The 25254-nt window shown below is 35.2% G+C and carries 23 protein-coding genes and 1 tRNA gene; 9 read left to right on the plus strand and 15 right to left on the minus strand.

The features are described from left to right. Positions 1 to 173: 173 nt before the first annotated feature. The 3 genes from ACY2RS_RS13130 to ACY2RS_RS13140 are packed head-to-tail and all read right to left on the minus strand — an operon-like array spanning position 174 to position 2694. Positions 174 to 839 (minus strand): response regulator, encoded by a 666-nt coding sequence (locus ACY2RS_RS13130; RefSeq protein WP_490099125.1) that lies wholly within the window; start codon positions 837 to 839, stop codon positions 174 to 176. Positions 840 to 842: 3 nt separating this feature from the next. Continuing rightward, on the minus strand, positions 843 to 2504 hold the full coding sequence (locus ACY2RS_RS13135) for an ATP-binding protein (protein ID WP_490099126.1): 1662 nt from the start codon (positions 2502 to 2504) through the stop codon (positions 843 to 845). Between the two features lie 28 nt (positions 2505 to 2532). Beyond that, a complete protein-coding gene (locus tag ACY2RS_RS13140; RefSeq protein WP_490099127.1) occupies positions 2533 to 2694 on the minus strand; it encodes a hypothetical protein in 162 nt (53 codons plus the stop codon). Positions 2695 to 3057: 363 nt separating this feature from the next. Between ACY2RS_RS13140 and ACY2RS_RS13145 the strand changes: the two genes are divergently transcribed. Both ACY2RS_RS13145 and ACY2RS_RS13150 read left to right on the plus strand, forming a co-directional pair. Then, positions 3058 to 3789 (plus strand): hypothetical protein, encoded by a 732-nt coding sequence (locus ACY2RS_RS13145; RefSeq protein ID WP_490099128.1) that lies wholly within the window; start codon positions 3058 to 3060, stop codon positions 3787 to 3789. A gap of 292 nt (positions 3790 to 4081) precedes the next feature. Then, a tRNA-Asp gene (locus tag ACY2RS_RS13150) sits at positions 4082 to 4155 on the plus strand. A 165-nt stretch (positions 4156 to 4320) separates the two neighbouring features. On the opposite strand, the gene ACY2RS_RS13155 is transcribed toward ACY2RS_RS13150, so the two are convergent. Together ACY2RS_RS13155 and ACY2RS_RS13160 are read right to left on the minus strand one after the other, a co-directional pair. Then, positions 4321 to 5841, minus strand: coding sequence for a hypothetical protein (locus ACY2RS_RS13155; RefSeq protein ID WP_490099129.1), 1521 nt, complete (start codon positions 5839 to 5841; stop codon positions 4321 to 4323). Positions 5842 to 6076: 235 nt separating this feature from the next. After that, positions 6077 to 7144 (minus strand): family 16 glycosylhydrolase, encoded by a 1068-nt coding sequence (locus ACY2RS_RS13160; RefSeq protein ID WP_490099130.1) that lies wholly within the window; start codon positions 7142 to 7144, stop codon positions 6077 to 6079. Between the two features lie 130 nt (positions 7145 to 7274). Here ACY2RS_RS13160 and ACY2RS_RS13165 point away from each other — a divergent pair, with 130 nt between their 5' ends. Next, the gene (locus ACY2RS_RS13165; RefSeq protein WP_490099131.1) at positions 7275 to 7790 is read left to right on the plus strand and encodes a peptide-methionine (S)-S-oxide reductase; all 516 of its coding nucleotides are present in this window, start codon (positions 7275 to 7277) and stop codon (positions 7788 to 7790) included. Here the strand turns inward: ACY2RS_RS13165 and ACY2RS_RS13170 are convergent, their stop codons facing one another. The 7 genes from ACY2RS_RS13170 to ACY2RS_RS13200 form a co-directional block, all read right to left on the minus strand. Continuing rightward, positions 7791 to 8720, minus strand: coding sequence for a DUF58 domain-containing protein (locus ACY2RS_RS13170; protein WP_490099132.1), 930 nt, complete (start codon positions 8718 to 8720; stop codon positions 7791 to 7793). Between the two features lie 38 nt (positions 8721 to 8758). Beyond that, positions 8759 to 9112: a four helix bundle protein gene (locus ACY2RS_RS13175; RefSeq protein ID WP_490099133.1), complete on the minus strand. Its 354-nt coding sequence runs from the start codon at positions 9110 to 9112 to the stop codon at positions 8759 to 8761. A gap of 44 nt (positions 9113 to 9156) precedes the next feature. Then, positions 9157 to 9708 carry a ClpP family protease gene (locus ACY2RS_RS13180; protein WP_490099134.1) on the minus strand — a complete coding sequence of 184 codons (552 nt, stop codon included), beginning with the start codon at positions 9706 to 9708 and terminating at the stop codon, positions 9157 to 9159. A 187-nt stretch (positions 9709 to 9895) separates the two neighbouring features. Further along, positions 9896 to 10213: a thioredoxin gene (gene trxA / locus ACY2RS_RS13185; RefSeq protein WP_490099135.1), complete on the minus strand. Its 318-nt coding sequence runs from the start codon at positions 10211 to 10213 to the stop codon at positions 9896 to 9898. Positions 10214 to 10681: 468 nt separating this feature from the next. After that, positions 10682 to 11401 carry a hypothetical protein gene (locus ACY2RS_RS13190; RefSeq protein WP_490099136.1) on the minus strand — a complete coding sequence of 240 codons (720 nt, stop codon included), beginning with the start codon at positions 11399 to 11401 and terminating at the stop codon, positions 10682 to 10684. A 117-nt stretch (positions 11402 to 11518) separates the two neighbouring features. Further along, complete coding sequence (gene dnaE, locus ACY2RS_RS13195) at positions 11519 to 15979, minus strand: DNA polymerase III subunit alpha (protein WP_490099137.1); 4461 nt, start codon at positions 15977 to 15979, stop codon at positions 11519 to 11521. A 242-nt stretch (positions 15980 to 16221) separates the two neighbouring features. Further along, a complete protein-coding gene (locus ACY2RS_RS13200; RefSeq protein ID WP_490099138.1) occupies positions 16222 to 17073 on the minus strand; it encodes a DUF6252 domain-containing protein in 852 nt (283 codons plus the stop codon). A gap of 198 nt (positions 17074 to 17271) precedes the next feature. On the opposite strand from ACY2RS_RS13200, the gene ACY2RS_RS13205 reads away from it, so the two are divergent. From ACY2RS_RS13205 to ACY2RS_RS13230, 6 genes are all read left to right on the plus strand, one after another. Continuing rightward, on the plus strand, positions 17272 to 17790 hold the full coding sequence (locus tag ACY2RS_RS13205) for a 30S ribosomal protein S16 (RefSeq protein ID WP_490099139.1): 519 nt from the start codon (positions 17272 to 17274) through the stop codon (positions 17788 to 17790). Positions 17791 to 17801: 11 nt separating this feature from the next. Further along, positions 17802 to 18326, plus strand: coding sequence for a ribosome maturation factor RimM (rimM, locus tag ACY2RS_RS13210; protein WP_490099140.1), 525 nt, complete (start codon positions 17802 to 17804; stop codon positions 18324 to 18326). Positions 18327 to 18382: 56 nt separating this feature from the next. After that, a complete protein-coding gene (locus tag ACY2RS_RS13215) occupies positions 18383 to 19060 on the plus strand; it encodes a tRNA1(Val) (adenine(37)-N6)-methyltransferase (RefSeq protein ID WP_490099141.1) in 678 nt (225 codons plus the stop codon). 49 nt (positions 19061 to 19109) lie between these two features. Next, the gene (locus tag ACY2RS_RS13220) at positions 19110 to 20288 is read left to right on the plus strand and encodes an acyl-CoA dehydrogenase family protein (protein WP_490099142.1); all 1179 of its coding nucleotides are present in this window, start codon (positions 19110 to 19112) and stop codon (positions 20286 to 20288) included. A gap of 125 nt (positions 20289 to 20413) precedes the next feature. Further along, on the plus strand, positions 20414 to 21487 hold the full coding sequence (locus ACY2RS_RS13225; protein WP_490099143.1) for a T9SS type A sorting domain-containing protein: 1074 nt from the start codon (positions 20414 to 20416) through the stop codon (positions 21485 to 21487). Between the two features lie 149 nt (positions 21488 to 21636). Then, positions 21637 to 22533 carry a metallophosphoesterase family protein gene (locus ACY2RS_RS13230; protein WP_490099144.1) on the plus strand — a complete coding sequence of 299 codons (897 nt, stop codon included), beginning with the start codon at positions 21637 to 21639 and terminating at the stop codon, positions 22531 to 22533. Between the two features lie 7 nt (positions 22534 to 22540). Here ACY2RS_RS13230 and ACY2RS_RS13235 read toward each other — a convergent pair whose 3' ends face one another. The 3 genes from ACY2RS_RS13235 to ACY2RS_RS13245 all read right to left on the minus strand — a co-directional run bounded on the left by ACY2RS_RS13235 (position 22541) and on the right by ACY2RS_RS13245 (position 25250). After that, on the minus strand, positions 22541 to 23689 hold the full coding sequence (locus ACY2RS_RS13235) for a tetratricopeptide repeat protein (RefSeq protein ID WP_490099145.1): 1149 nt from the start codon (positions 23687 to 23689) through the stop codon (positions 22541 to 22543). A gap of 37 nt (positions 23690 to 23726) precedes the next feature. Next, positions 23727 to 24854: a tetratricopeptide repeat protein gene (locus ACY2RS_RS13240; protein WP_490099146.1), complete on the minus strand. Its 1128-nt coding sequence runs from the start codon at positions 24852 to 24854 to the stop codon at positions 23727 to 23729. A 63-nt stretch (positions 24855 to 24917) separates the two neighbouring features. Beyond that, positions 24918 to 25250, minus strand: coding sequence for a 2Fe-2S iron-sulfur cluster-binding family protein (locus tag ACY2RS_RS13245; protein ID WP_490099147.1), 333 nt, complete (start codon positions 25248 to 25250; stop codon positions 24918 to 24920). Between the last annotated feature and the right edge of the window lie 4 nt (positions 25251 to 25254).

The following is a 25254-nucleotide window of genomic DNA, read 5'->3' on the forward strand; positions in this document are numbered from 1 at the left end:
ACTAAATATATTCATATCCATTATTTTAATCTAAAATACAAAATAATTATCAATTATGAGTGTTTACGGACAATCAATAAAATTTTTAAATTAATACTAACCCAAAACTAATCCCATAAAAAAAAGGATTCCTTACGGGAATCCTTAGATAGTAAAATACATTGTAACTGTTTTTAAATAAGCCCCAAGTCCTTTGTGATAGTAACTAAATGAATTGCATTATTTGCCTTGAATTGTATTTTAAGTCTGTTAAGGTTTTTTTCAATAGAGCTTAGACTACTAGGAACAATGTTTTGCTCTTTAAAGAGGCTACTGATTTGATCTTGTGATAGGCCTTTAGAAAGTTGCTTTAAGAGTGCTACGTCATAATCATTCATTTCTAGATCTGTTTTATCATCTAACGCTTGGCTCACATCAGAAGACACAAACCTATTGTTAATAAAGACACTCTTTACAGCCTTTGTTAAATCTGTAAGCCCTTTTCTACCCTTACAGACGTATGCATTTACATTATGAATTGTAAGTAGGTTTCGCACTTTCTGCAACCTATCTTCTACAGTAAATACAATAATCTTTAATTCTGGATGCTCTTTTTTTAATCGCTCAATAAGAGCTTCTCCAGATGCAAATTGTTGTTCTCTATGGTCTGATTCAAAAGACAAGTCGGTTATAAAGAGGTCGTAAGGAATACTTTGTTTGAATGAAGCTTTTACTTTTAGGTAAGCATCATCACAATACTGAACTTGAGTAATATCTTTAATAGCTAGTCCCTCAAGAACAGAAAGAACCCCTTTATTAATGCTACCTAAATCATCTGAAATTAAGACCTTTTGAAACATATATTACAAACTAATTACTGATTTAAAACCTTCGTTTTCATTAGACTCAAATATAATAGTCCCTTTCAATGTTTTAATACGGTTTTCCGCATTCAACAAACCATTTCCTTTTACTAAAGATGTCCCAGTACCATTATCTTTATAAGAAACAGACAAGCTCTTAGAATTGCGATCGAAAGCAATCGCAACAATCGTTGCATTACTATACTTTTTCATATTGGTCATTAACTCTTGCAGCACTCTATATAAGGCTGCTTTTTTGAGGTCTGAAATAGAGTTCCATTCTACTTTAGAAATATTCTTCGTTATAATTTCCAGCTTATCATTTTTGTAACTCAATAATAAATCATGTAAAGTTTCAGAAAAATTATGCCCCATATCAATAACACTATTCGCTTTTGAAATGTCCCTCGTTTTTGTATAAATATGCTCAACATCATCTACTAATTCTTGTGAAATATTAGTGTCATTGTGCAATTTGGTCATGACCAAGAATATATCATTAGCAACTTCATCATGTATTTTTTTGGAAATCCGTGTTTCTGTTTTATATACTTCTGCTATCTTTTCTTTTTTGTGTTTAAATTTCAAAAAGAGCACTACAAATATTCCTGACAATAAGAGAAAAGCTCCTATAAATTGAAACATCTGCCTATTTCTTTTTTCTTTTTCTTTTTCTAATCTTTCTTTTTGAGTTTGTTTTTCTTGTTTTTCAACATCATACTTCATTTTTGCATAATTATTTTCTTGTAACTGTTTGCGTCTGTTAATGCTAGTATTTAATGTCATGTATCTATTTAAAAGAGACTCTTCGCCTAAATCTATACAAGTTTCTAAAGCTTTAAATTGATATTTACTACTTTCTAATGAATCTGCTATTGTTAGTGCTTTTTCAGCAAAATCTTTTGCTTTACGCAGCTCTTTTCTGTCTTTGTAATACTCTGAAAGATTAATATAACTTGAAAATAACCCAGAAAAATCATCTTCTTTTAAGCGTAATTCCAGTGCCATTTGCATATGCTTAATCCCTTCAACAATATTCATTTTTGATTGATTAAACCCCAAATTATCTAATGCCGTAGCTTTATCTTTAACATTATTAAGAGCTAAAATTTCAGAATATACGGCATCTAAACTTTGAATTGCTTTTGTATAATTTTTATTGTCTTTATAGGTGTTTGAAATGTTATTTATAATTGAAATTTTAAGGTTTACATCTTCTTGTAAGGATAATGCTTTGGCATAGTATCTAATAGCTTTATCATAACTATATAAAGACCTATATACTGCTCCTAAGTGATTGTAAATTCTTAATTGAGCATTCTTTTTGTATACTGGGTCTGATACATCAAGAGCGTCTAGAATTCTTAGTGCATTTACTGCATTTTGCTCACTATCCTGTTCTTGGCTTATTTTAAATTGCCCCAGTGCAATTATTTCATAAAAATAAGATGCTCTTATTGAGTCATTTTCTTGTATTGCTACTTCATTTTTTTTAATAAAAAAATCTAATGCATTTAATACTTCATCATCATTTTTAAAATTTATTATATGATTACTGTGATATCCAATACTATCAACAGGTTTTTGCGAATATCCTTTGTGGAGAAAAAGGACACTTAGTAGCAACAAAAAAAAGAGGAATGAAAACGTATTTTTTTTCATTCCTCTAAGATAATACTTATTTCAATTATTAATCTCCATCTGGCGGTGGAGGTGGTGGAGGTGGCGGTATTAAAATATCGTCACCACAGCACGCTTGTTTTGTTAGGGGTTCAACAATACTATCTGGTGTACATGAAAAGAACACGCTATTGAGGAAAACCGTAAACACTATAAAGGTTATTTTTCTCATTTTTATTTGCTTTAAATTGGACACACCTGTGGCTGTCCAGATTATTAAATGGATTGAATTGATGCGATATAAATCGCTCAAAAAAAATTGAAGAGACGTCTCTCTTACATGAGAAGTGGAGAGCGCATTAGTAAAGCAAGTAGTTACTTCTCAAATGTTTACATTGCTTTACCTTGCGGCTCTCTTATAGAATTAATATCTTTCGTAAGAACCCAATACGACTGGGTAAGCATTAATTCTGAAGCAAATAAAAGGGTGATCGAAAAAAAGTGATGGAAAAGAATTGGAAAGGTTTTGGAAAATATTTTCCAATAAATTTCTATATAGAAATTAAGTGTCTAATTAGCTGAAATTCAATACGTAATGCATAGTGAAATTATTCTTGAATCTTTTAAGAAAGCTGAAGAAGATTTAAAAAAAAATAATGGAGGGAACCCTTCCAATAGGAGTTGCGCAATATTTCTTTCAGACAAAATTGAAGAAAAGAAGAACATCCCTTTTGGAGAAAGAAGCCTCCGTGATCTTTATAACCTAGCAAAAGATGAGAAGAAAATAGATGTAGAGATTAAACAACCTCTAGTGGTAGATGCATTGTGTAAATATTTGGGTTATAAAAATTATTCTGATTTTGTTGTTAAAAAGAATGTTAAGTCTATTAAACCTACTGAAGTTGGTTTTACTTCAAAAATTCCTAACCTTTCTAAAAAAGTAATTACTATTCTTCTTATAAGTTTAGCTTTTATAGCACTTATTTCAATTATCACTTATATTTCAATAGACAAAACTCGATGGATGGAATGGAAAAAAGATCATTATGTAGAATCTCAATTTGACGCAATAAAACTTCAAAACAATCAACTTAAACTATACAAGGAAGAACGAATTAAAGATTTCAAAAAGGTAACTGTAACTTGTGACACTGTATTTTTTGATACCAAAGGAAAACCAAGAATTTGGTATGGAAAGAATGCAAAAAAAGAATTAGAATATTTTACTGCTCTAGGTTTACATCCAGAAACAGGAAAAACGCTTAAACCCATAACTGTCTATATGATTAATAAATATGTCTGTAGCGAAGGAACTAACACAAATTAAACAATTAGCTAACAAAACTTAGGCAGCAACGCATCTCCAGAAGTGACTATTATTGAGGTGAAAGGGGTTGTGGAGTGAGTAAGTAACAGATACAGTAATTTACCTCAGGGAAATCATTTTTGAGTAAAGACATGAATTATAACATCCATAACAGAGAGGCTTCAAAAAAAATTTATTTTTTCCTCAAAAACGTTTGTAGATATAGAATCTAGTTTTATATTTGCACTCGCTTCTAATACCGAAGCTTCGGGAGAAGTAAGACAAGCTTTTAAAGTCTTTAAAATAGTAGCACGGTCTGGTAGTTCAGTTGGTTAGAATACCTGCCTGTCACGCAGGGGGTCGCGAGTTCGAGTCTCGTCCAGACCGCTAAACACCTTTGAAGAAAGGTGTCTCCTCATAAGAGTGAGAAAAATGTTGTGTTGTCCCGATACTAATCGGGATGTGGTTTACAGATTACCGCTTTCGCGGTAACAGGTTAGACCGATGAGAAGCTTTATTCGCCCGTGGCGAATGGGCTTTTTTTGTTTTAGGCTATTTTTTTTCTTCCTTCTTTTTATAAATTTTGAAAGGAATACCTACTCTTAATCGTGCCGAAAAATCATTCGTAATTTTAGTATTATAAATTGCATTTTCAAATCCAACATCTAACCCGAATGTTAAACCTGATGATTCCCCCTTTATAGTTCTGAATACAGGACCAATAAAAGCTGAGAAATTGTTTTTATAATTAGTATTTATAGGTTGTTTGCTCAAAAAGTTGTGTTTTGCAGATATATTAACCCCAAAGTTTTTTTGCTTAGTAAAGAATAATGCGGCATAGCTATGTATATCAAAATATTGTAATGCTTCTCCTTTGATGTTGTTGTAGCTACCAAGCACAACATCATTTTCGTCTGTAATAAGAAACATTTCATTTTCGATTAAGTTTACTTTTGGAGTACCATCAATTAAATTACTGTTTAAAAACGAGCCACTAAAAAAGCTTGCTCCAAGTTGATAATAAAATATTCGATTCGCATTATTTAATGAATAATTATAGTTTGCAGATGCAGAAGCTAATAATTTATTCAATGAACGCTCATCATTAAACATTGGGATCAAATTAGCATTTATAGTTTCATCTGTAAATTGAAAGTTACTGTTTGCGAGATTTACACCAAAATCAATCCATTTAATGGAATATCCTTCTAGTCTGTCATTGGCTTTGTCATACTCTTGTAACTTCTTTTTAATTAGCTTTTTATATTCAGTTTTTTCTGAGTCCATTTTGACAAAGGCCATTCGATTTTCGAATTTAGTTACAACAATTTTGTATGCCTCAACGTAATCATTCTTTTCAATTTTCTCTTTTATATCCTTGTGAACATCCAATAGAGCGCTATACTTTGTAAGAAGTGTATTTGATGAAATATTATTTTCCATATCAAGTTTGAGTAATTCAAGTCTCGACGCAAGAGTATATTCATAAATTTGTTCATTTCTTAGCGCTTCTCCACTAAAAACTCTCCTTCCTGCTTGATCTTTTTTAAACTTTTCTTCAGTATATCCTTTTACAACAAATTGACTTGCAACACCTAGTTTTATTATACCACCAATACTAACACCTACGTTGTTCTTCCAGGTTTCCTCTGAATACAAGTTGAACACACTACCAGTTCCCGTAGCGTTTACACCAACTTTTAAATATGATAAATAATTACCATCAATAACTTTAAAATTATTGCTTACTGAAATGTTAGTTTTTTCTTTGTTTTGAGAATATCCAAATGCACTAGCACTACCAACTAAGTCACTATTTGAAAAAACTAATTGATTAAATATTCCCTCTATTTTTTCATTTAAGAGATCTGGTTCCATTACTTGCAAATAACCATTTTTCCCATAATCGCCATCATCTTTAAATTTATAATTGTCTAACAATGTTTTTTGAGCCGCTTGATACCTTTTAAATCGCTCACTAAACAAGGTAGAATCTTCTTTCTTAATTTCTTGGCCTATTAAGGAAACTGAAGAAATTAATATAACTATTAGTGTGATAAATACCTTATTCATAACATTTTGAATTGGTTAGAGTATAAAACTAATTAAATATACTTATCTATTCATACCCATCACTGGGTATTTATACCCGATTTAGTTGTAGAGTTTCTGAGATGTATTTTTTAGGTATATATAATAAAAAGCGAAATTCAGAAAGTATTTGATAATGTAGTATCCACTTACTTAAAAATGAAGGTTTAGGAAGAGCTAATCAATGGATGCGCTTTATTAAGGAAATAACAAACAATTAAAGCTTCAAAAACATTTTTGTAGCTGCCTTAGTAGTACCAATGAAATGAACAAAGTAAGTCCCTTGATGTAACTCAGAAACATCGAAGGCTACATTTTTATCAGTAATATTCTTTGTGTGTACTTTTTGACCCATGGCAGTAAATAGTGACACTTCCATACCGATATAGCTTTGTGGTACTTTTATGTTTAAAACATCATTCGCTGGATTAGGAAACAAACTAACACTTTCAAGAAGATTGTTGTCTGTGTTTAGAATTTCTTCTTGATATACACGAACATAATCTATTTCCATAGAGCTTTCTGTAAATGAAGGGGTAATATTTGGCAGTATCGCCACATTTAAAAGAATGTATTGTTTCTCATCAAAGGGCCATGTTTCTGGAGTTTTAACCTCAGGTTCATAGGTATAATGCAATACATCATCTACGCTAAAAGTAATTTTATCTTCTGTCCACTCCATGGCATACACATGAAATTCGTTGGAAGCAGTTGGAATGGATTGTCCTCCTTTATTGATGGTATTCCCAAAACTTGAAGGTGTATGTGTTGCGCTTTGTATAAAATTCTGGTTATCTCCCCAATGTTCCATGATATCTATTTCACCGCAGGCTGGCCAAGAGGTTGTACCAAATTGTTCTGTCCAATAGCCCCCAGGCTCAATGATGTTTTGACCCAAGGTCCACATAGCTGGCCATGTGCCAACACCAAAAGGTAGTTTTGCACGTATTTCAACCTTTCCATAGGTAAATGCAAATTTAGAATTCAATCTTGCAGAGGTATATTGTTTTGTAACACCCTGGTCTGTAAATGTTTCTTTTATTGCTGAAATTTTAAGAAACCCATTACTTGCGAATGAATTTTCAATACGGTTGGTGTAGTGTTGTATTTCTCCATTATACCAACTATCACCATTGGGAAGTAATGTTTGATGATACCAATTATTAGCATTAACAGGGCCATCAGCAAAAAATTCATCAGACCAAACCAACTCATACACTGGATCTTGACCGTACATAGCCATAGAAAACAAAAAGAGTAGTATTGAGGAAAGTGGATTTCTCATGATGCAATTCTGTTAGATAATACAATGTGCATTTGTAAAAATAATAGTTTTCAAAGAGATTAAATTGATCAAACTGTTAAAATGACGCGCCATACGTAAAGGCAGCAATGGTATTCTTATCTTTAATCAAATGAAAAACGATTTATCCAAAATAGCTTTAGGCGGCGGCTGTCATTGGTGTACCGAAGCTGTATTTCAATCACTAAAAGGCGTTATTTCTGTAGCACAAGGGTATGTTGCTTCTAACAATGAGAATAACAACTTTTCTGAAGCAGTAGTCGTACACTACGATTCCAATAAAATTAATCTAAAAACACTTATTCAAATTCACTTGCATACACACAAGAGTACTTCTAATCATAGCATGAGAGAAATCTATCGTTCTGCTGTATATTTTATGGAAGCCTTTCAAGAAAAAGAAATCTTATCGCACTTAACAGACTCACAAGAAGACTTTAAAGAAACACTTATTACAAAAGCACTTCCTTTTAAAAGCTTTAAACCATCTCGAGAAGAAATCACCAATTATTATTACAAAAATCCTGAGAAGCCTTTTTGCAAAAATTACATCACACCAAAACTAGAAATGCTACTCAAAGAATTCTCAGAACATGTTGATCATAGTAAAATAAATACGATACACTAATCACCCAAACTTACCACGCTCTACCAAGTAGGTAGTAAGTATGGTATTAAAACTTTCATTTATGTCTACGGGTACATATTTAATTCTATACTGACCGCATTTTACAGCCAATTCATCAAAATATCGCTGCACCGCTGCTTCGTAGTTTTCTTTAATATTGTCGGCGTATACATTTACATGCTCGCCGGTCTCCACATCTACAAAACGCTTCGGGCGGTTGTTAAAATCAAATTGCAGCTCTTTTTCTTTGTCATAGGTATGGAACAAAACCACCTCATGTTTGTTGTACTTAAGATGCTGCAAAGCTTCAAAAAGTTTTTCTTCCTCAGTATCGCTCTGAAACATATCTGTAAACAGAAAGACCAGGCTTCTACGCTTTAGCTTTTCGGCAATAAGATGTAAATGCGTATATGTTTTGGTAGGTGTATCCTTGTTTAATCGTGTTATTGCATTATGTAATTGTTGCAATAGCATTTGATGGTGACGTTCACTCCCTTTTTCATTACTATAAAACTCATAATGATCACTATAAATACTCATCCCAACAGCATCTCGCTGTCGTTTCATGAGGTTCATAATAGCTGCACTGGCCAGACTCGCAAAACCAATTTTATTCAAGCTATCAATATGCATTTCCTTTAAGGTTGGATAATGCATAGAACTACTATTGTCTATAATAAGGTGGCAACGCAAGTTGGTTTCTTCTTCATAGCGCTTGGTGTATAACTTATCTGTTTTGGCATACAACTTCCAATCTATATGTTTGGTGCTTTCGCCATTGTTGTAAATTTTATGTTCTGCAAACTCGGCAGAAAAACCATGAAAAGGCGATTTATGAAGCCCAGAAATAAACCCTTCTACCACTTGGGTAGCGAGTAACTCAAGGTTTTTAAACCCGACTATTTCGTTTATTTCTTTTTCTAATTCCATTGTTGGTAGTGAAAAGTGAATGGTGAGCAGTGACTCGCCTAATTTTGTTTTTTAATGAGGTAATTCCGAGTTCCCATTAATAATTTGGAAACCGAGATAAGTAATGTATCTGTTTCTATTGATTTTTGAATAAAGCCTAATCGAATCGCTAAATGATATTGTGTTTCAACTTCAGAAAGTGAGCCCATAGCAATACTGATAAACTGAATAAACTCTTTATCACTTTTCCTTGCTGCTCCTTCTGCTATGTTTGAAGGAATAGATACCGAAGCACGTCTTATTTGACTCGTTAGACCAAATCTTTCATCTACTGGAAAAGATGCACTAAGGGTATAGATCATTTCAACAAAGTCCATGCTCTTTTTCCAAACATCCATTTCCTTATGATTCATATATCAAAAGCTAATACGATTCACCAATCACTAGTCACTAATCACTAAGACAAAACTCCATCTACAATACCATACTTCACACTTTCTTCTGCGTCCATCCAGTGGTCACGCTGAAAGTCTTTCATGATTTTCTCGAAAGTCTGTCCACAATTGTCTGCTAATATTTTAGCGCTAATCTCTTTAGTCTTTAAAATTTCTTGCGCGGTAATCTCTATATCACTTGCTTGTCCGCGTGCTCCTCCACTTGGTTGGTGAATCATCACACGTGCATGTGGCTGTATAAATCTTCTGCCTTTTTCTCCTACACTTAGTAACAAACTCCCCATACTGGCAGCCAATCCTGTGCAAATAGTAGATACCGGACTCTTTATTTGCTTAATAGTATCATACATAGAAAAACCACTGGTCACATATCCTCCAGGGCTATTAATGTATAATTTAATCTCATCATGGCTTATCGAATCTAGATACAACAAACGATCAACAACGTGACGCGCTGTTTTATCACTTACCATACCCCATAAAAATATGGTACGGTCTTCTAGTTGTTGATTATCAATTTTATCTTGTACTTTTTGTTTCTTATCAGTACTCATATGTTATCTGCTAAAGCTCGAACGCAGTCGAGAGGTTATGTATTGCCCTAAACATATAGTTCTCGACTGCGTTCGAACGGACAAAATAGCATCTAATATTTCCGAAGAAAAACTACTATAACTATTTCCTAAAAATAAAAAAGGCTTAACATAACGCCAAGCCTTTTAACTAATTTAATTTTATAGACTACAAAAGGCTATCGATTGCCTCTGCATATACACTTTTTTGTGCAACACCTACTTGACGTCCTACCAACTCACCGTTGTTAAACACCAATACAGTAGGAATGTTACGTACTCCATATTTTGCTGCAAATTCTTGGTTTGCATCTACATCCATCTTCCCTACAATTGCTTTTCCTTCGTAGTCATTGCTTAATTCGTCAATGATAGGTCCAACCATTCTACAAGGTCCGCACCATGCTGCCCAAAAATCAACCACTACGGGCTTATCACTTTTTAATACTGTTTCTTCAAATGTCGCGTCTGTTATTTCTAATGCCATTTTAATTTTTCTTTATAGCTTCTGGAAATCCAGAAAACTCATTAATAATCGATTCACAAAAGTAGTCAAATTTTGTTCCAAACCTTACAGCCAAAGTATTAGTTTCATCAATGTGATGATTGGTTTTATTTATATGGCGGGTTACGGTTTGCCAGCACTACCTCCAACGCGCACCGCACCGGGCTATACGTTCCAACTCCTCGTCTCTTTCGCCGTTCCTCCGTCACAGCTACAAAGACTGTGGGGTTTCCACTGCTATCCCTACCCGGGGGTTCGTGCGTAGTGTTCAGTGGCAGTAGCAAAGGATCAAAGGGACAAAGATTTGAAAATCTGGAGTAACAATATTGAATTTTCAAATTGGTACATCTTCAAATTTTCAAATCTTCTTGCTGCCAACTGCGACTGCTACTGCATACTTAATGACAGTCTTTGGTTAAAATATAAAACACCTCAACTCATAAACATCGTTTACAGCTCATACGAAGCCTCCAACGTCTCCAACAACAGAGCGCCTTGGGCATCCATACCTTTCAAGAGAACCAAATAATAATTCATAATGCCCTGATACATAGTCACACTATTCCCAAACTCTTTGCGTTTTTCTGGACTTGTGTCAATAAACTCAAGATCTTCTGCAGCCACTATATTTGAATTTAACAACTTAGAGGTTAATTGCTGGAAATTAAAAACCTCCGTCCCAACGGCGATGGCCTTATTTTGGTAATTTTCATAGTACTGTTGTTGGTTGGCTAACTTTTTAGCTTCAGAATCATACCTAATAATAGCATTGATGGCTTCTTTACTTTTTATAAGGCGCATACCACCTGCATTTTTAAGCTGCTGCATCGTCAACTCACTGGGTGTAATAAACTCTGGATGTAAAATAAGATGTATAAGATTTTGATACAAGGCCTCTTTATCTTCAATAGAAAGTTTGCTTTTAAAACATTGCGCTTTTAATGCGTCCAAGCCTTGTATTCTTTCTGTGTTTTTTTGAATAAGCCCTTCAAGGTTCTTTCTGTCGGTTGTAACATCTTCCACCATAGACTGAATGTACTCCTTCTCTTTGGTCCGTTCCGAAATTTTCTCTCTATAGTTATCGGCTAGAAATCCAAAAGAAACCGCAAGAAATAACATAAAAAAATCTAAAAAATATGACTTCCAGCTTTTCCGTTTTTGGTTACTCATACATGTGCTATTTTAAGAAATTTACTAAAACAATTTGGTGTACTAAAATTTCCGAAGAAAATCAAACAAAAAACATTAACCACATCTGTCACCCGTCATCCGTCATCCGTCACCTACTCAATTTAACCGATACTTCAACTTTCGCTCTTGCAAACCTAGTAACAGCTCATTACAAATATTTACTTTATGAGTTCTACTGGGCATGTTGAGTTTTATCTTGTTTTCCATTTCATAAATGGTAAAATACAATTGCTTGTCTCCTTTGTGTGCAGCGACCATCTCTTTTAAAAAGTCAAGCGTGTCATCTTGCAAAGCCTCAATAGGCATTTGGATGGTGATTTTTCTCGCCTGACTATCCATAACATCGTGTAATAATTGCATGCCATTGTACTGCATTCTTGGATCGCCTCTTTTTCCAGTATCTTTTTGTATCCAACCTTCTTTAATATATACCTTACCATAGATAATAGTGTTGGGCACTAAAAAGTGTCGCAATTTTAAGTAGTCTTCATTAAAGATCTTAAACTCAAAACTCTCTCCAAAATCGGCTACCGTGAAAATTGCCCAGCCTTTTCCAGCTTTGGTTTCTCGGTGTTGCACATCGGTAACAACACCTCCAAAAGTGAGTTCTTTACCTACGTGTTTTTCAAGTTCGTAGAAATCGGCTACCCTACAATTAGTGAAGGTATCCATCTCTACTTTAAAGTCGTCTAATGGATGCCCACTTATATAAACTCCCACTACCTCTTTCTCAAAGTTTAGCTTTTTCATGGTTCCCCAATCTTCACAAGGAGGCACTTCTGGTTCGGGGATTTGCACTTCACTAGCTTCACCAAACAAGCTCACCTGACTGCTATTTTGGGTTTCTTGGTATCGCGCGGCATATTTTAACACCTTTTCGTAAAAAGTGATCCCATCACCATCTTCATGCATGTATTGGGCGCGGTGATTTCCGAAGCTATCAAAGCCGCCTCCCAACACCAAATTTTCAAAGGCTTTTTTATTGGCCGCACGCAAATCGATGCGCTTTGCCAAATCGAAAATAGACTTGTAGTTTCCATCTTTTCTATTCTCAACAATGGTTGCAACTGCGTTTCCTCCCACTCCTTTTATGGCACCCATTCCAAAGCGAACGGCGCCTTCATCGTTTACAGAAAATTTATAGAAACTTTCATTAATGTCGGGTCCAAGAATTTTTAAGCCCATGCGCTTACATTCTTCCATAAAGAAGGTCACTTGTTTGATATCGCGCATGTTATTACTCAACACGGCAGCCATATATTCGGCTGGATAGTGGGCTTTTAGATAAGCCGTTTGATAGGCAATCCAGGCATAACAAGTAGAGTGCGATTTGTTGAAGGCATAACTCGCAAAGGCTTCCCAATCTTTCCAGATTTTCTCTAACTTTTCTGCATCATGCCCATTCTCAACCGCATTTTTAATAAAGCGAGGTTTCATTTTATCAAGTACCGCCTTTTGCTTTTTACCCATGGCTTTACGCAAGACATCGGCATCACCTTTACTAAAGTTGGCGAGCTTTTGAGACAACAACATTACTTGCTCTTGGTAGACCGTAATTCCATAGGTTTCTTTTAAATATTCTTCCATAGCGGGAAGGTCATATTCAATATCTTCCTCCCCATTTTTACGGCGAATAAAACTAGGAATATACTCCAACGGACCAGGACGATACAAGGCGTTCATGGCAATAAGATCTGCAAACACAGTTGGTTTTAGCTCTTTCATGTACTTCTGCATCCCGGCAGATTCGTATTGAAAAATACCAACAGTTTCTCCACGCTGGAACAACTCATACGTCTTTACATCATCTAAAGGAAAATTATCTGGATCGAGTAATATATCATGTTTATGCTTAACAATTTTTACGGTATCCTTAATGAGCGTAAGTGTTTTTAAGCCCAAGAAATCCATTTTCAACAAACCAGCATCTTCTACCACCGAGTTATCAAACTGGGTCACATACAAGTCACTATCTTTTGCGAGGGCTACGGGAACAAAATTTGTAATATCATCTGGAGTAATAATCACCCCACAGGCATGAATCCCTGTATTACGCACAGAGCCTTCTAAAATCTTCGCTTGGTTAATGGTCTCTGAAGTTAAATCGGTTCCATCTGCAAGGCCAATTAACTCTTGTACCTTGGGCAACTCATCACTTCTAAATTTACTTCGAAGTGTCTTCTCGTCCATGTTAAATACCTTGTTGAGCTTGGTCATGTTGGGTATTAACTTCGCCACACGATCGGCATCACTCAAGGGTAAATCTAATACACGCGCCGTATCACGTATAGCCGATTTTGCCGCCATAGTTCCATAGGTAATAATTTGTGCTACTTGGTTGCTTCCGTATTTTTCGATAACATAGTCCATAACTCTACTACGTCCTTCATCATCAAAGTCGATATCGATATCGGGCATAGACACACGATCTGGATTTAGGAAACGCTCAAAAAGCAGGTCGTACTTAATGGGATCTATATTGGTAATCCATAAGCAATAGGCAACCACAGATCCTGCAGCGGATCCACGTCCGGGTCCTACAGAAACATCCATATTTCGGGCTTCCCTAATAAAATCTTCGGTAATCAAGAAATACCCGGGGTAGCCTGTTTTCTCAATAACATCTAATTCAAAATCGAGACGTTCGGTAATAACTTTTGCTTCTTCTTTGTCTTCTTCGCTGTCGCCACATAAGGCCGGATATCTTTTTCTAGCACCCTCAAAAGTGAGGTGTCTTAAAAATTTATTTTCTCCTCTTTTCCCACCATCCACTTCATCTTCTGGGACTTTAAAATCGTCTGGAATATCAAATTTTGGAAGTAAGACATCCCGCTGCAAACTAAAAGGTTCTATCTTTTCTATGAGCTCACTTATATTGGCAATAGCCTGTGGAAGATCTTTAAAAAGCGCCTTCATCTCTGCCTGGCTCTTAAAATAATACTCTTGGTTTGGGAGTCCGTAGCGGTATCCTCTACCACGACCAATAGGCGTTGCCTGCTTTTCACCATCTTTTACACAGAGCAAAATATCATGTGCATTGGCACTTTCTTTATCGATGTAATAGGTATTATTTGCAGCAATTAAAGGAATATCATGTTTTTTAGAAAATGAAATTAAGGTTTGGTTCACCCTGTTTTCATCTTCTTGATTGTGGCGCATGATTTCTAAGTAAAAATCTGAACCAAAGTTTTCTTTCCACCATAGCAAAGCTTCTTCGGCTTGTTTTTCTCCTATATTCAATACCTTACTAGAGATTTCACCATACATACTTCCAGAAAGCACCATGACGTCCTCTTTGTACTGTAAGATCACTTCACGATCTATTCTTGGTACATAGTAAAAGCCCTCTGTATAGGCAATACTAGCCATTTTAGCCAGGTTGTGATATCCTTTTTTGTTCTTTGCAATTAGTACTATTTGATAGCCATTGTCTTTTTGTGATTTATCATTGTGGTCGTTACACACAAAAAACTCACAGCCCACAACCGCTTTTAAATAGGTAGGCTCTGTTGGCATGTTGGGCACAACACCCTCGAAATCTGTAGCGGTATCGTCTACTGCTTCATAGGCCGCCAATGCTTCTTTGTATGCGGCTTTTATCTTTTTATTGTGATTGTTAACGGCGCGTGTAAAATGAAACGCACCCATCATATTTCCCGTATCGGTAATGGCAACCGCGGGTTGGTTGTCTGCCACGGCAGCATTCACCAAATCCTGAGTACTTGAGGTGGATTGCAATATTGAATACTGCGAATGATTGTGCAGGTGTGCATAAGGAGCCTCGGCTAAGGCAGCAATATTTTCTTTTATTTCTTCAGTAGAAATTTCTTGGGGTACCGTAGCCGCCTCCAATTCTTTTCTAATTTTCTCAGAAGCCTTTTTAAGGTTGATGTGCTTTAGGCCAATAAGTTCAATTGTGGCTGGATTTTCTCTACTGAAATTTTCGAAATAATCTGGCTGTACGTCAAGTTCTTCTTGTGTGAAAATCTGACGACGAATCAACTCTAAAAAACAACGTGTAGTTGCTTCTACATCGGCTGTTGCGTTGTGCGCTTCTGCAAAAGGCTGATTAAATAAAAACTGATGCAGTTCTGTAAGGGTAGGCAACTTAAATCTACCTCCTCTTCCTCCTGGAATTTGACAAAGCTGCGCGGTAGTTTCGGTACAAGTATCAAGCAAGGGCATTTCTGGCAAGGGATTCTCCATACCTAGACGCAAAAACTCTGCACCCATGATATTGAGATCGAAACCTACATTTTGACCGACAATAAACTTGGTTTTCCTGAGTACTTCCTGAAACTTCGCCATCATTTCGGTAAGCGGGATTCCCTCTGCATCTGCTAGTTCTGTAGAAATACCGTGAATTTTCTCTGCATCAAAAGGAATATTAAACCCTTCTGGCTGCACCAAATAATCTTGATGTTCTAACACGTTTCCCATACCATCATGCAACTGCCATGCTATTTGTATACAGCGTGGCCAGTTATCACTATCACTCAATGGGGCGTTCCAATTTCTTGGAAGTCCAGTGGTTTCGGTATCAAAAATTAAGTACATAGGCTTGTTTCCAGTTTAGTGGTCTGCGTTAGAAATTTTACTTCGGAAATATTAGAAGGCCACATGATTTAACACAACACCAACATTTAAAATTTCCGAAGAAAGAAGCAGAAATATGCTATTGGTAAATGTAAAAAAATATGCTTTTTTAGCGACTAAAAGTTATGTAGAGTTGTTCACATTTTGAACAAAAAAAAGACCGAATACAGATTCGGTCTTTCTACATATTTTGTGTTTGTTTTTTATTGATACGTGACATTAAAACTACCAATAGTAATAGTGTGGTTTGGTGTCTCAAAAGAAAAAGAACCTCGTATTAAATTTGCTTGGGTATTATGACTCAATATCACCAAGTTCCCTACAGTTAATGTTTCTAAAGTTCCTGTAACTAGATTTTTATACGTTCCAGCAAATCCTTCTTTTGGCAATACATTTTGACCTGTACCAATACTAAGAGGCATTCTTAATTGAATCTCATCATCTGGATCTGATGCAGTAATCACAATCTTTTCTTGGAAAATAACTGCTTGAACACATAAATTATTTCCTTGTTGTAATGGATCTCCATCCACAAGAGAAACAAAAGTCCCTGCGTTACAAGGCCCTATAGGAGGCACTTCAGGTTCTTCTGGATCAATAATCACTTCAGGGATAGCAACAAAAGGAACTTCGAAGAAGATTCCATTTTTCACAAAAACAGTATCAACATCGGCTTGCATAGCCTCAAATTTAAACGAGCCAGAAATAGTACCCGCTTGTTGATTAAAGCTAGTTACCACAATTTGCCCATTACCATTTGGACTGGTAGTATACCCATTAGCAGCCGCATCATTATAAGTAGCATAGTTTGAACTTGACCCGCCAAGTGGGTAGGTACCTACTGCTCCACTTGAAACACGAAGTTTAATTCCTTCGTTTAGGCTAGCCCCTTTTATGATATACCCTCCATCGCCATCTGAACTAGCTGTTGGACCATCTGCCATAAACAAAACATTATCTACAAACCCTTGTAAAGCAGGACTGTTATCGCTAACACTTTCAGAGCAAGAAATCAATAAAAAACTCGCAATTACACTATAAAAAAGGTTTTTCATAACAAGGAGGCATAAACAGGCAATCGCAAATGTATAAAAAATAATGCAATTGCTTGAGTTACAAAGATATTTTACAGTATCTTTGCGCACTCAAAAATCTGTGATAAGGGTGTTTAACAAAAACAATACTTTAAAACAGATCCCTTTGAAAATGTAATACAATTAAAACCGGAGTCGTGTACTTCAAAAATTAATGTTATGCCTGTAAAAATCAGACTACAAAGACACGGTAAAAAAGGAAAACCTTTTTACTGGATCGTAGCGGCAGATGCCCGCGCCAAAAGAGATGGTAAGTACCTTGAAAAATTAGGAACATACAATCCAAACACTAACCCTGCACAAATTGACTTAGATGTTGATAGTTCTGTACAATGGCTTCAAAATGGAGCGCAACCAACAGATACTGCCAGAACAATCCTTTCTTACAAAGGAGTAATGATGAAAAATCATTTAATGGGCGGTGTTCGTAAAGGTGCTTTAACAGAAGAGCAAGCTGAAGCAAAATTTACTGCTTGGTTAGAAGAAAAAGCAAAAGGAATTGATGCTAAAAGAGCAACTCTTGCAGATGCTAAAGGAAAAGCGAAAGCGGAAGCATTGGCTGCAGAAAAAGCAGTTAATGAAGCACGTATCGCTGCAAATGCACCTGTTGTAGAAGAAGAGAAAGCTGCTGTTGAGGTAGATGCTCCTGCTGCAGATGCTACTAAAGAAGAAGAATAAAACTTGAGACAATGCAAAAGGAAGACTGTTTCTTCGTTGGCAAAGTCGTTAAAAAATATAGTTTTAAAGGGGAACTCTTAGTCAAATTAGACACAGACGAACCTGAATTATTCTTAGAGATGGAATCGGTTTTTGTGGAACAACACAAAACACTGATTCCATTTTTTATTGAACATAGTCAGTTACACAAATCCACACTGCTGCGTGTACAATTTGAAGATGTGTATGATGAGGCTACGGCCAATGAAATGTTGGGTACTGAATTATATCTTCCACTGTCTTTTTTGCCAAAACTAGAAGGGACGAAATTTTATTACCATGAAATTATTGGTTTTAAAGTAACCGACAAACGTTTTGGAGAAGCAGGCATTATTGTTGGCGTCAACGATAAAACTGCACAGCATTTATTTATTATTGAGTATCAAGGAAATGAAATTTTAATTCCCGTAAATGATCTTTTTATCAAGGACGTGGATCGCGAAAATAAAGTACTCTCCTTAGATGTTCCAGAAGGCCTTATTGAACTCTACCTATAATGTCTCAGCAGCCTTTTCAATTTAAACAATTTACTGTTTCTCAAAACCAATGCGCTATGAAAATTGGCACAGACGGTGTATTATTAGGTGCCTGGGTGACTATTGACCACCAACCTCAATCTATTCTAGACATAGGAGCTGGCACAGGGATTATTGCATTGCAATTAGCACAACGCAGTTTTGCAGACACCATAGACGCCATCGAAATTGATGATGAGGCACACGCGCAATGCATGTCTAATTTTGAACAATCTCCTTGGGGAGACCGATTGTTTTGTTATCATGCCTCTGTACAAGAATTTGCTAGTGAAATAGAAGAAGCATACGATTTAATTGTAAGCAACCCCCCTTTTTTTGAAGCTCCTCATACTACAGAAAATCAAAAAGAGCTTCCAAATGAAGCAAGAGCTAAAGCTCGCTTTACAGACACCTTACCCTTTCAACATCTTATTGTTTGTGCTGCGCATTTACTTTCTGAAATAGGAATATTTGCAACGGTGTTACCAGAACATGAAACTGCTTCCTTTATCGAACTTGCAAAAAGTAGCGGATTATACCTAAAAAAAATATGCAAGGTACGTGGGACTGAAACAGCTCCTGTAAAACGTTGTTTATTAGAATTTTCAAGAATACAAACCAAGGAAATTTCAGAAGCACTTACTATAGAAATTTCAAGGCACGAATACACAGAAGCCTATAAAAATTTAGTCAAAGATTTTTACCTTAAAATGTAGGAAACTATGAGAGTGGTATTTATCTTTACAGCGAATAAAAAACCACACTATGAAACCCGATTTATTTGAAGCTCCAGATTATTACAATATTGATGATTTATTAACTGAAGAGCATAAATTAATACGTGATGCTGCTCGTTCTTGGGTAAAGCGTGATGTATCTCCTATTATTGAAGAAGCTGCTCAAACAGCAACATTTCCAAAATCTATTATTCCTGGACTTTCTGAAATTGGAGCTTTTGGCCCTTATATTCCAGAACAATACGGGGGTGCTGGTTTAGATCAAATTTCATACGGACTTATCATGCAAGAAATCGAGCGTGGTGATAGTGGTGTTCGTTCTACAGCCTCTGTACAATCCTCTTTAGTAATGTATCCTATTTGGAAATACGGAAACGAAGAACAACGAAATAAGTACTTACCAAAATTAGCTTCTGGAGAATGGATGGGATCTTTTGGTCTTACCGAACCAGATCACGGAAGTAATCCTGGAGGTATGATTACCAACTTTAAAGATATGGGAGACCATTATCTATTAAATGGTGCTAAAATGTGGATTTCTAATTCTCCATTTTGTGATGTTGCAGTGGTATGGGCAAAAAATGAAGAAGGACGTATTCACGGACTTATCGTAGAGCGTGGTATGGAAGGATTTTCTACTCCAGAAACGCACAACAAATGGTCGTTAAGAGCAAGTGCTACAGGAGAACTCATATTTCAGGATGTAAAAGTGCCTAAAGAAAATTTATTACCTAACAAATCTGGTCTAGGAGCACCACTTGGTTGTTTAGATTCTGCTCGTTATGGTATTGCTTGGGGTGTTATTGGCGCAGCAATGGATTGTTATGACACTGCGTTACGTTATTCTAAAGAACGTATCCAATTTGGAAAACCAATTGGGCAATTCCAATTACAACAAAAGAAATTAGCCGAGATGATTACAGAAATCACAAAAGCGCAATTACTTTGCTTACGTCTTGGACAACTTAAAAACGAAAACAAAGCTACGTCTGCACAAATTTCTATGGCAAAACGTAACAATGTAGATATGGCATTAAAAATTGCACGTGATGCAAGACAAATGCTTGGAGGTATGGGTATTTCTGGTGACTATTCTATCATGAGACATATGATGAACCTCGAGAGTGTTGTTACTTATGAAGGAACACATGACATCCACTTATTAATTACTGGACTAGACATTACTGGCCTAAATGCCTTTAAATAAAATCCGTTTTTCTAAAATACTAAATGACCATTTCTACTCAAGAAATGGTCATTTTTTTTAAAATCATGTTAACCTAATTTAAAAGGTTGCATTAATGAGAAAATAAATTTTAAAAAATTCTCATTATGAAAACTATTTTTACATTTTGCCTCTCTTTGCTACTTTCATCTTTGCTACATGCACAAGGTGATATTTTAATAAAACATGAAGTCACAGGCACAGATTACATTTCAGTGATAGATCACCCGCTATTAAATGGAAATGAAAATGCCACCATATTTGTAACGCACAACTATGAATCTAGTGGGATTATTTATGATCATCCCATAGGAACATGGTATGATGGAGCCAATTGGACGTTGTTTTCGGAAGACATCGCAAACTTAGTTCCTGGCGATGTCTTTAATATCTATATTGCCGAAGATGGATTAACAACTTCCTTAGAAAGTGATGGCACAGACTACACGCTTCCAATTAATAGCACGGTAATTAACAACGATCCAGATGCAACTTTATTAATGGCAAAACACTGGAATCCGAACGGGGTATATAATCTTCAAAACTATGGGTTTTGGTATGACGTTGGTGGTAATCGATGGAATTTATTTGCAGAAGATATAGCCAATCAACCTGCGGGAGCAGCTTACAAGTTATTAATTCAAGAAAGTGGAGATCAAATTACAGCGTTTAAACATCAAGCTACAGCTGCTACTATTAACTTTAATTATACTACCATAGACCATCCAGATCTAAATGGAAATCCAGATGCTATTGTAATGGCGCAACACAATTGGGGAAATTCAACAGGTGACATTTCAAATGTCATCATAGACAAAACTATTGGAGTATGGTACACAGGCTCTCAATGGTCTGTTTACATAGAAGATCAATCAAACATGCCCGAAAACGCTACATTTAATGTATTCATTCAAGAAGGAGCTGCGCTAAATACAACTTCTTCTGAAACAACCACAGATATTGCAGTGAGTCCAAATCCAGCAAGTAATTTCACTGTTCTTACTGCCAACACACCTATAAAGGAAGTTCTAATCTACAATACCCTAGGACAAGAAATACGTGTTATAAAAGGAGATGCAATGCAACAAACCATCTCTTTAGAAGGAATGGCTTCAGGCACCTACTTACTTAAAATTTCTGGAGAGAATTTTACAGAAATTAAAAAGCTCATTGTGCAATAACAAGCTAATTTTTAAGACAAACTGCTCTATTGTTTCATAAACTTAGAGCAGTTTTTTATGCTGAAATTTTAGAGACACAAACAATTTACTTTTCCTGCACATAAAGACATCTAAAAACAATTGGTATCTTTAACAAAACAATTGTACCTATGTCTTCTCAGCGTAGAATTTCAAACACCTATAAAAATGCAAGACGCGTCTCTTTTAATGACGACTCTAAGTTTATTGTTTTTAGTGATTGTCATCGAGGAGATAATAGTTTTGCAGATGATTTTGCAAACAATAGAAACATCTACTATCATGCCCTAAAACATTATTACACAGAAGGATACACCTACTGCGAAGTAGGAGATGGTGATGAGTTATGGGAAAACATAGAATTTAAAGCTATACTTGAAGCGCATAAAAATGTATTCAATTTAATGAAACTCTTTTATGCAGAAGGAAGACTACATAGATTGCTTGGAAACCACGATATGGTCTATCGAAATCAAAAATATGTAGAAAAGCATTTGTATAGCTATTTTGATAAGGTGGATCACAAAGACAAGCCCTTATTTCCAGGCATTACATTTACCGAAGGCCTTGTGTTAGAACATGAAAGCACCAAACAAGAAATCTTCTTATTACATGGTCATCAGGCAGATTGGATGAACTATCATGGATGGAAATTTAACCGATTTATGGTGCGCGCTTTATGGAGACAGTTGCAAATATTTGGGATTGGTGATCCAACAAGTCCAGCAAAAAATTTCAAGGAGCTTATAAAAGTTGAGCGCAGAACCAAAAAATGGATCTCTGAAAACAACAATATTTTCACCATTACAGGACATACACATAGACCCCGTTTTCCTGAACCCGGAGACATTGCTTTTTTTAATGACGGAAGTTGTGTTCATCCCAGAAGTATTACAGGACTCGAAATAGAGAATGGTACTATTTCACTCATAAAATGGCAAATTTCCACTTCAGAAAATGGAACCTTGCGTGTGATAAGAGTATTGCTAGAAGGACCTACGAAATTGACAGATTATAAAACAGAATAAATTCCTTCTATAATAATTCTTTATCCTGCTCTAGGGTTGCGTCAAAACTTGTAGCGTTTTTTAAATCTGTTCTTTGCTTTATTTCAGATTTCAACAAATCGGTTTGAATGGTATGCATATCTTCTGTCATACGTACAATCTTTCGCTGTCTAAATATCAATAAGATTAATAAACCCAATCCTACAAAACCCAAGACGTAAATGATATTTTGATATTTATTTTGTTTTGAAATATACGCTAAGGTCTCTTCCTTTTTCTTGAGCTCAAAATTAAGTTTCAACTTTTCTATTTCATTTATTTCTTTAGACCGATTCAGGCTATCATCATATTTTTTGAAATCTTCGAAATAATGGACGGCTTCTTTATAATCTTTTGATTTATATGCTATTTGATATAACAAATCATTAGCCTCCATTACACTCGATATATTTCCCTCAGCTTTTGCCATTCTATTTCCTTGTAAAGCATAATCTTTGCTTTTTGACAAGCTATCAAAATGAAATAAAATATTACCGCGAGTAACATACATTTGAGGGAATTCCACTTTGGTTTTTTCGGAGATCAAAAATGCATATTCAATGTGTTTTTTTGCTTTCAAAAAATCATCTAATTTATAGGTAACTTCAGCTAGATTTACATAATCAATTAAAATACCTATCGAGTCTTCTTCAACTTCTGAAAATCGAATGGCTTTCTCAAAATACGATTTGGAAGAACTATAATCCTTCTTATTGTAATATAAAGCAGCAATACTACTATTTAGAACACTTTGGTTCACATAATTACTTGTTCCTTCATAGAAGTTTAATGCTTTAAGATAATAAGATAATGCGAGATCATAATCTCCTAAATTATTATAGATCATCCCAAAATTAAATAAGGCTCTTCCCTCTAATTCACTATTTTCTATTTCTAGAGCAATTTCATACGATTTGTTGTTATAAAAATAACTACTGTCGTTATATACTTGTGTATTGATAAATGCCTTAGCCATATCACCATAGAGCCTCGCTTTATCCTCTAAAACTTCTGTTGTAAGTAATTGCTGTCTAAGGCTATCAACAACTTTGTGTTGGCCTAAAACAGAAATAGTACTACATAATAGCACTATAAAAAAAGTGAAGTATTTAGATTTTGATACCATATATTTATGCATCTAAAGGTACAAAAAGTGTATAATAGATTAGATAGATTCACTCTAAATCTTGTGAGATTGCAGCTTCAAAACCTGTGGCATTTTTCAAGGCAATTTGCTCTCTATTTTTTAATTCTGTCTCTACTAATCTTTTTTGAATGTCATGAATATTTTTAGTCATTCTTACAATCTTACGTTGCCTAAAAATAAGCACTACCAGGAGTGACAAACCAGCTGCTGCCAATACAGCAATAATGTTTTGATATTTATTGCGTTGCGATATTACTGCAATTTCTTCTTTCTTTTCTTTTAGCTCAAAATTGAGTTTTAATTTTTCAATTTCATTTAGCTCTTTTGCCTCATTCAAAGTTTCATTGTAAGCAATGTACTGTTTTTGATATTCAAAAGCATTTTTAAAATCATTCTCCTTTTCAAAAATTTGAGCCAATAGTTGCGAAGCTTCAGAAATATATTTTATTGATTCCGATTGTTTAGCTTGCTTTAGTGAAGCAAATGCCTCTTTCTTAGCTTTTTCTAGTTCTCCTAATTCAAACAAAGTTCTGGAATAGAAAAGATGAATGGTAGGAAAATCAACATTAGCTGATGCTAGCATTGACTTAGATTTTTCAAAATTTTCCTTAGAGGCTAGTAAATCTTTTTGAATGTAATTTACTTCTCCAATATTCATGTAACATACTGCTTGCCCTACGGTATCTTTCAAATGATTTGCAACCTCCAAAGATTTCCTGTAGTTCACTTCTGCTTTATCATAAGCTCCAATTTCAAAATTTACAGCTCCAAGGTTGTTATATGCATTTCCTAAAGTAGTATTTATTTCCAATGTAAGGAGTAAGTCAATAGCATCTTCATAATTACCTATCGCTTTTGTTCTTTTACCTACTTCATTATTTATGAAACCTAGATTGAATATCGCTCGAATTTCATGTCCTGTAAGTTTTTCTTTTTGAGCAATTTCAAGTGATTTCTCAGTATAAAAATAAGCACTGTCATAATAGACTTCTTTCGAAGCATAATAATCACCAATATCACCGAGGGCTTTTGCTTTTTCTTCTGGGGAAATAGCATTCTTAAAATTATCTTGAAGTTTCTCTATCTCTTGTGAATGTGCAGAAATCACAGCACAGAATAATAGGCACAGATAGGTTAAAATTTGTAGTAGTCTCACAACATTCAGTAAATTAGGGGATTGTAAATATACAATTATATTTTAATTGTACTAATTTTCCTACTACTCTGGAGCTATGGTTACTTTTAATCCCTCTAGTTCTGGGTGTATGTGTAACTGACAACCAAGCCTGCTATTGTCTTGTACATAAAAAGCTTCGGCAAGCATGGCATCTTCGTCATCACTCATTTCAGGGAGATCATGTTCACTTTCTATATAACACTGGCAAGAAGCACACATGGCCATACCACCACAAATTCCTATAGTCCCCTCTGGAGCTAATTCATAAGAGCGAATCACTTCCATTAAGTTCATATTCATATCGGTTGGCGCTTTCACTTCATGTACTGCGCCTTCTCGATCTGTTATGTGTAGTATAATGTCTGGGTTTTCCATAGCG

The organism is Patiriisocius sp. 208BN25-11, assembly GCF_058147145.1.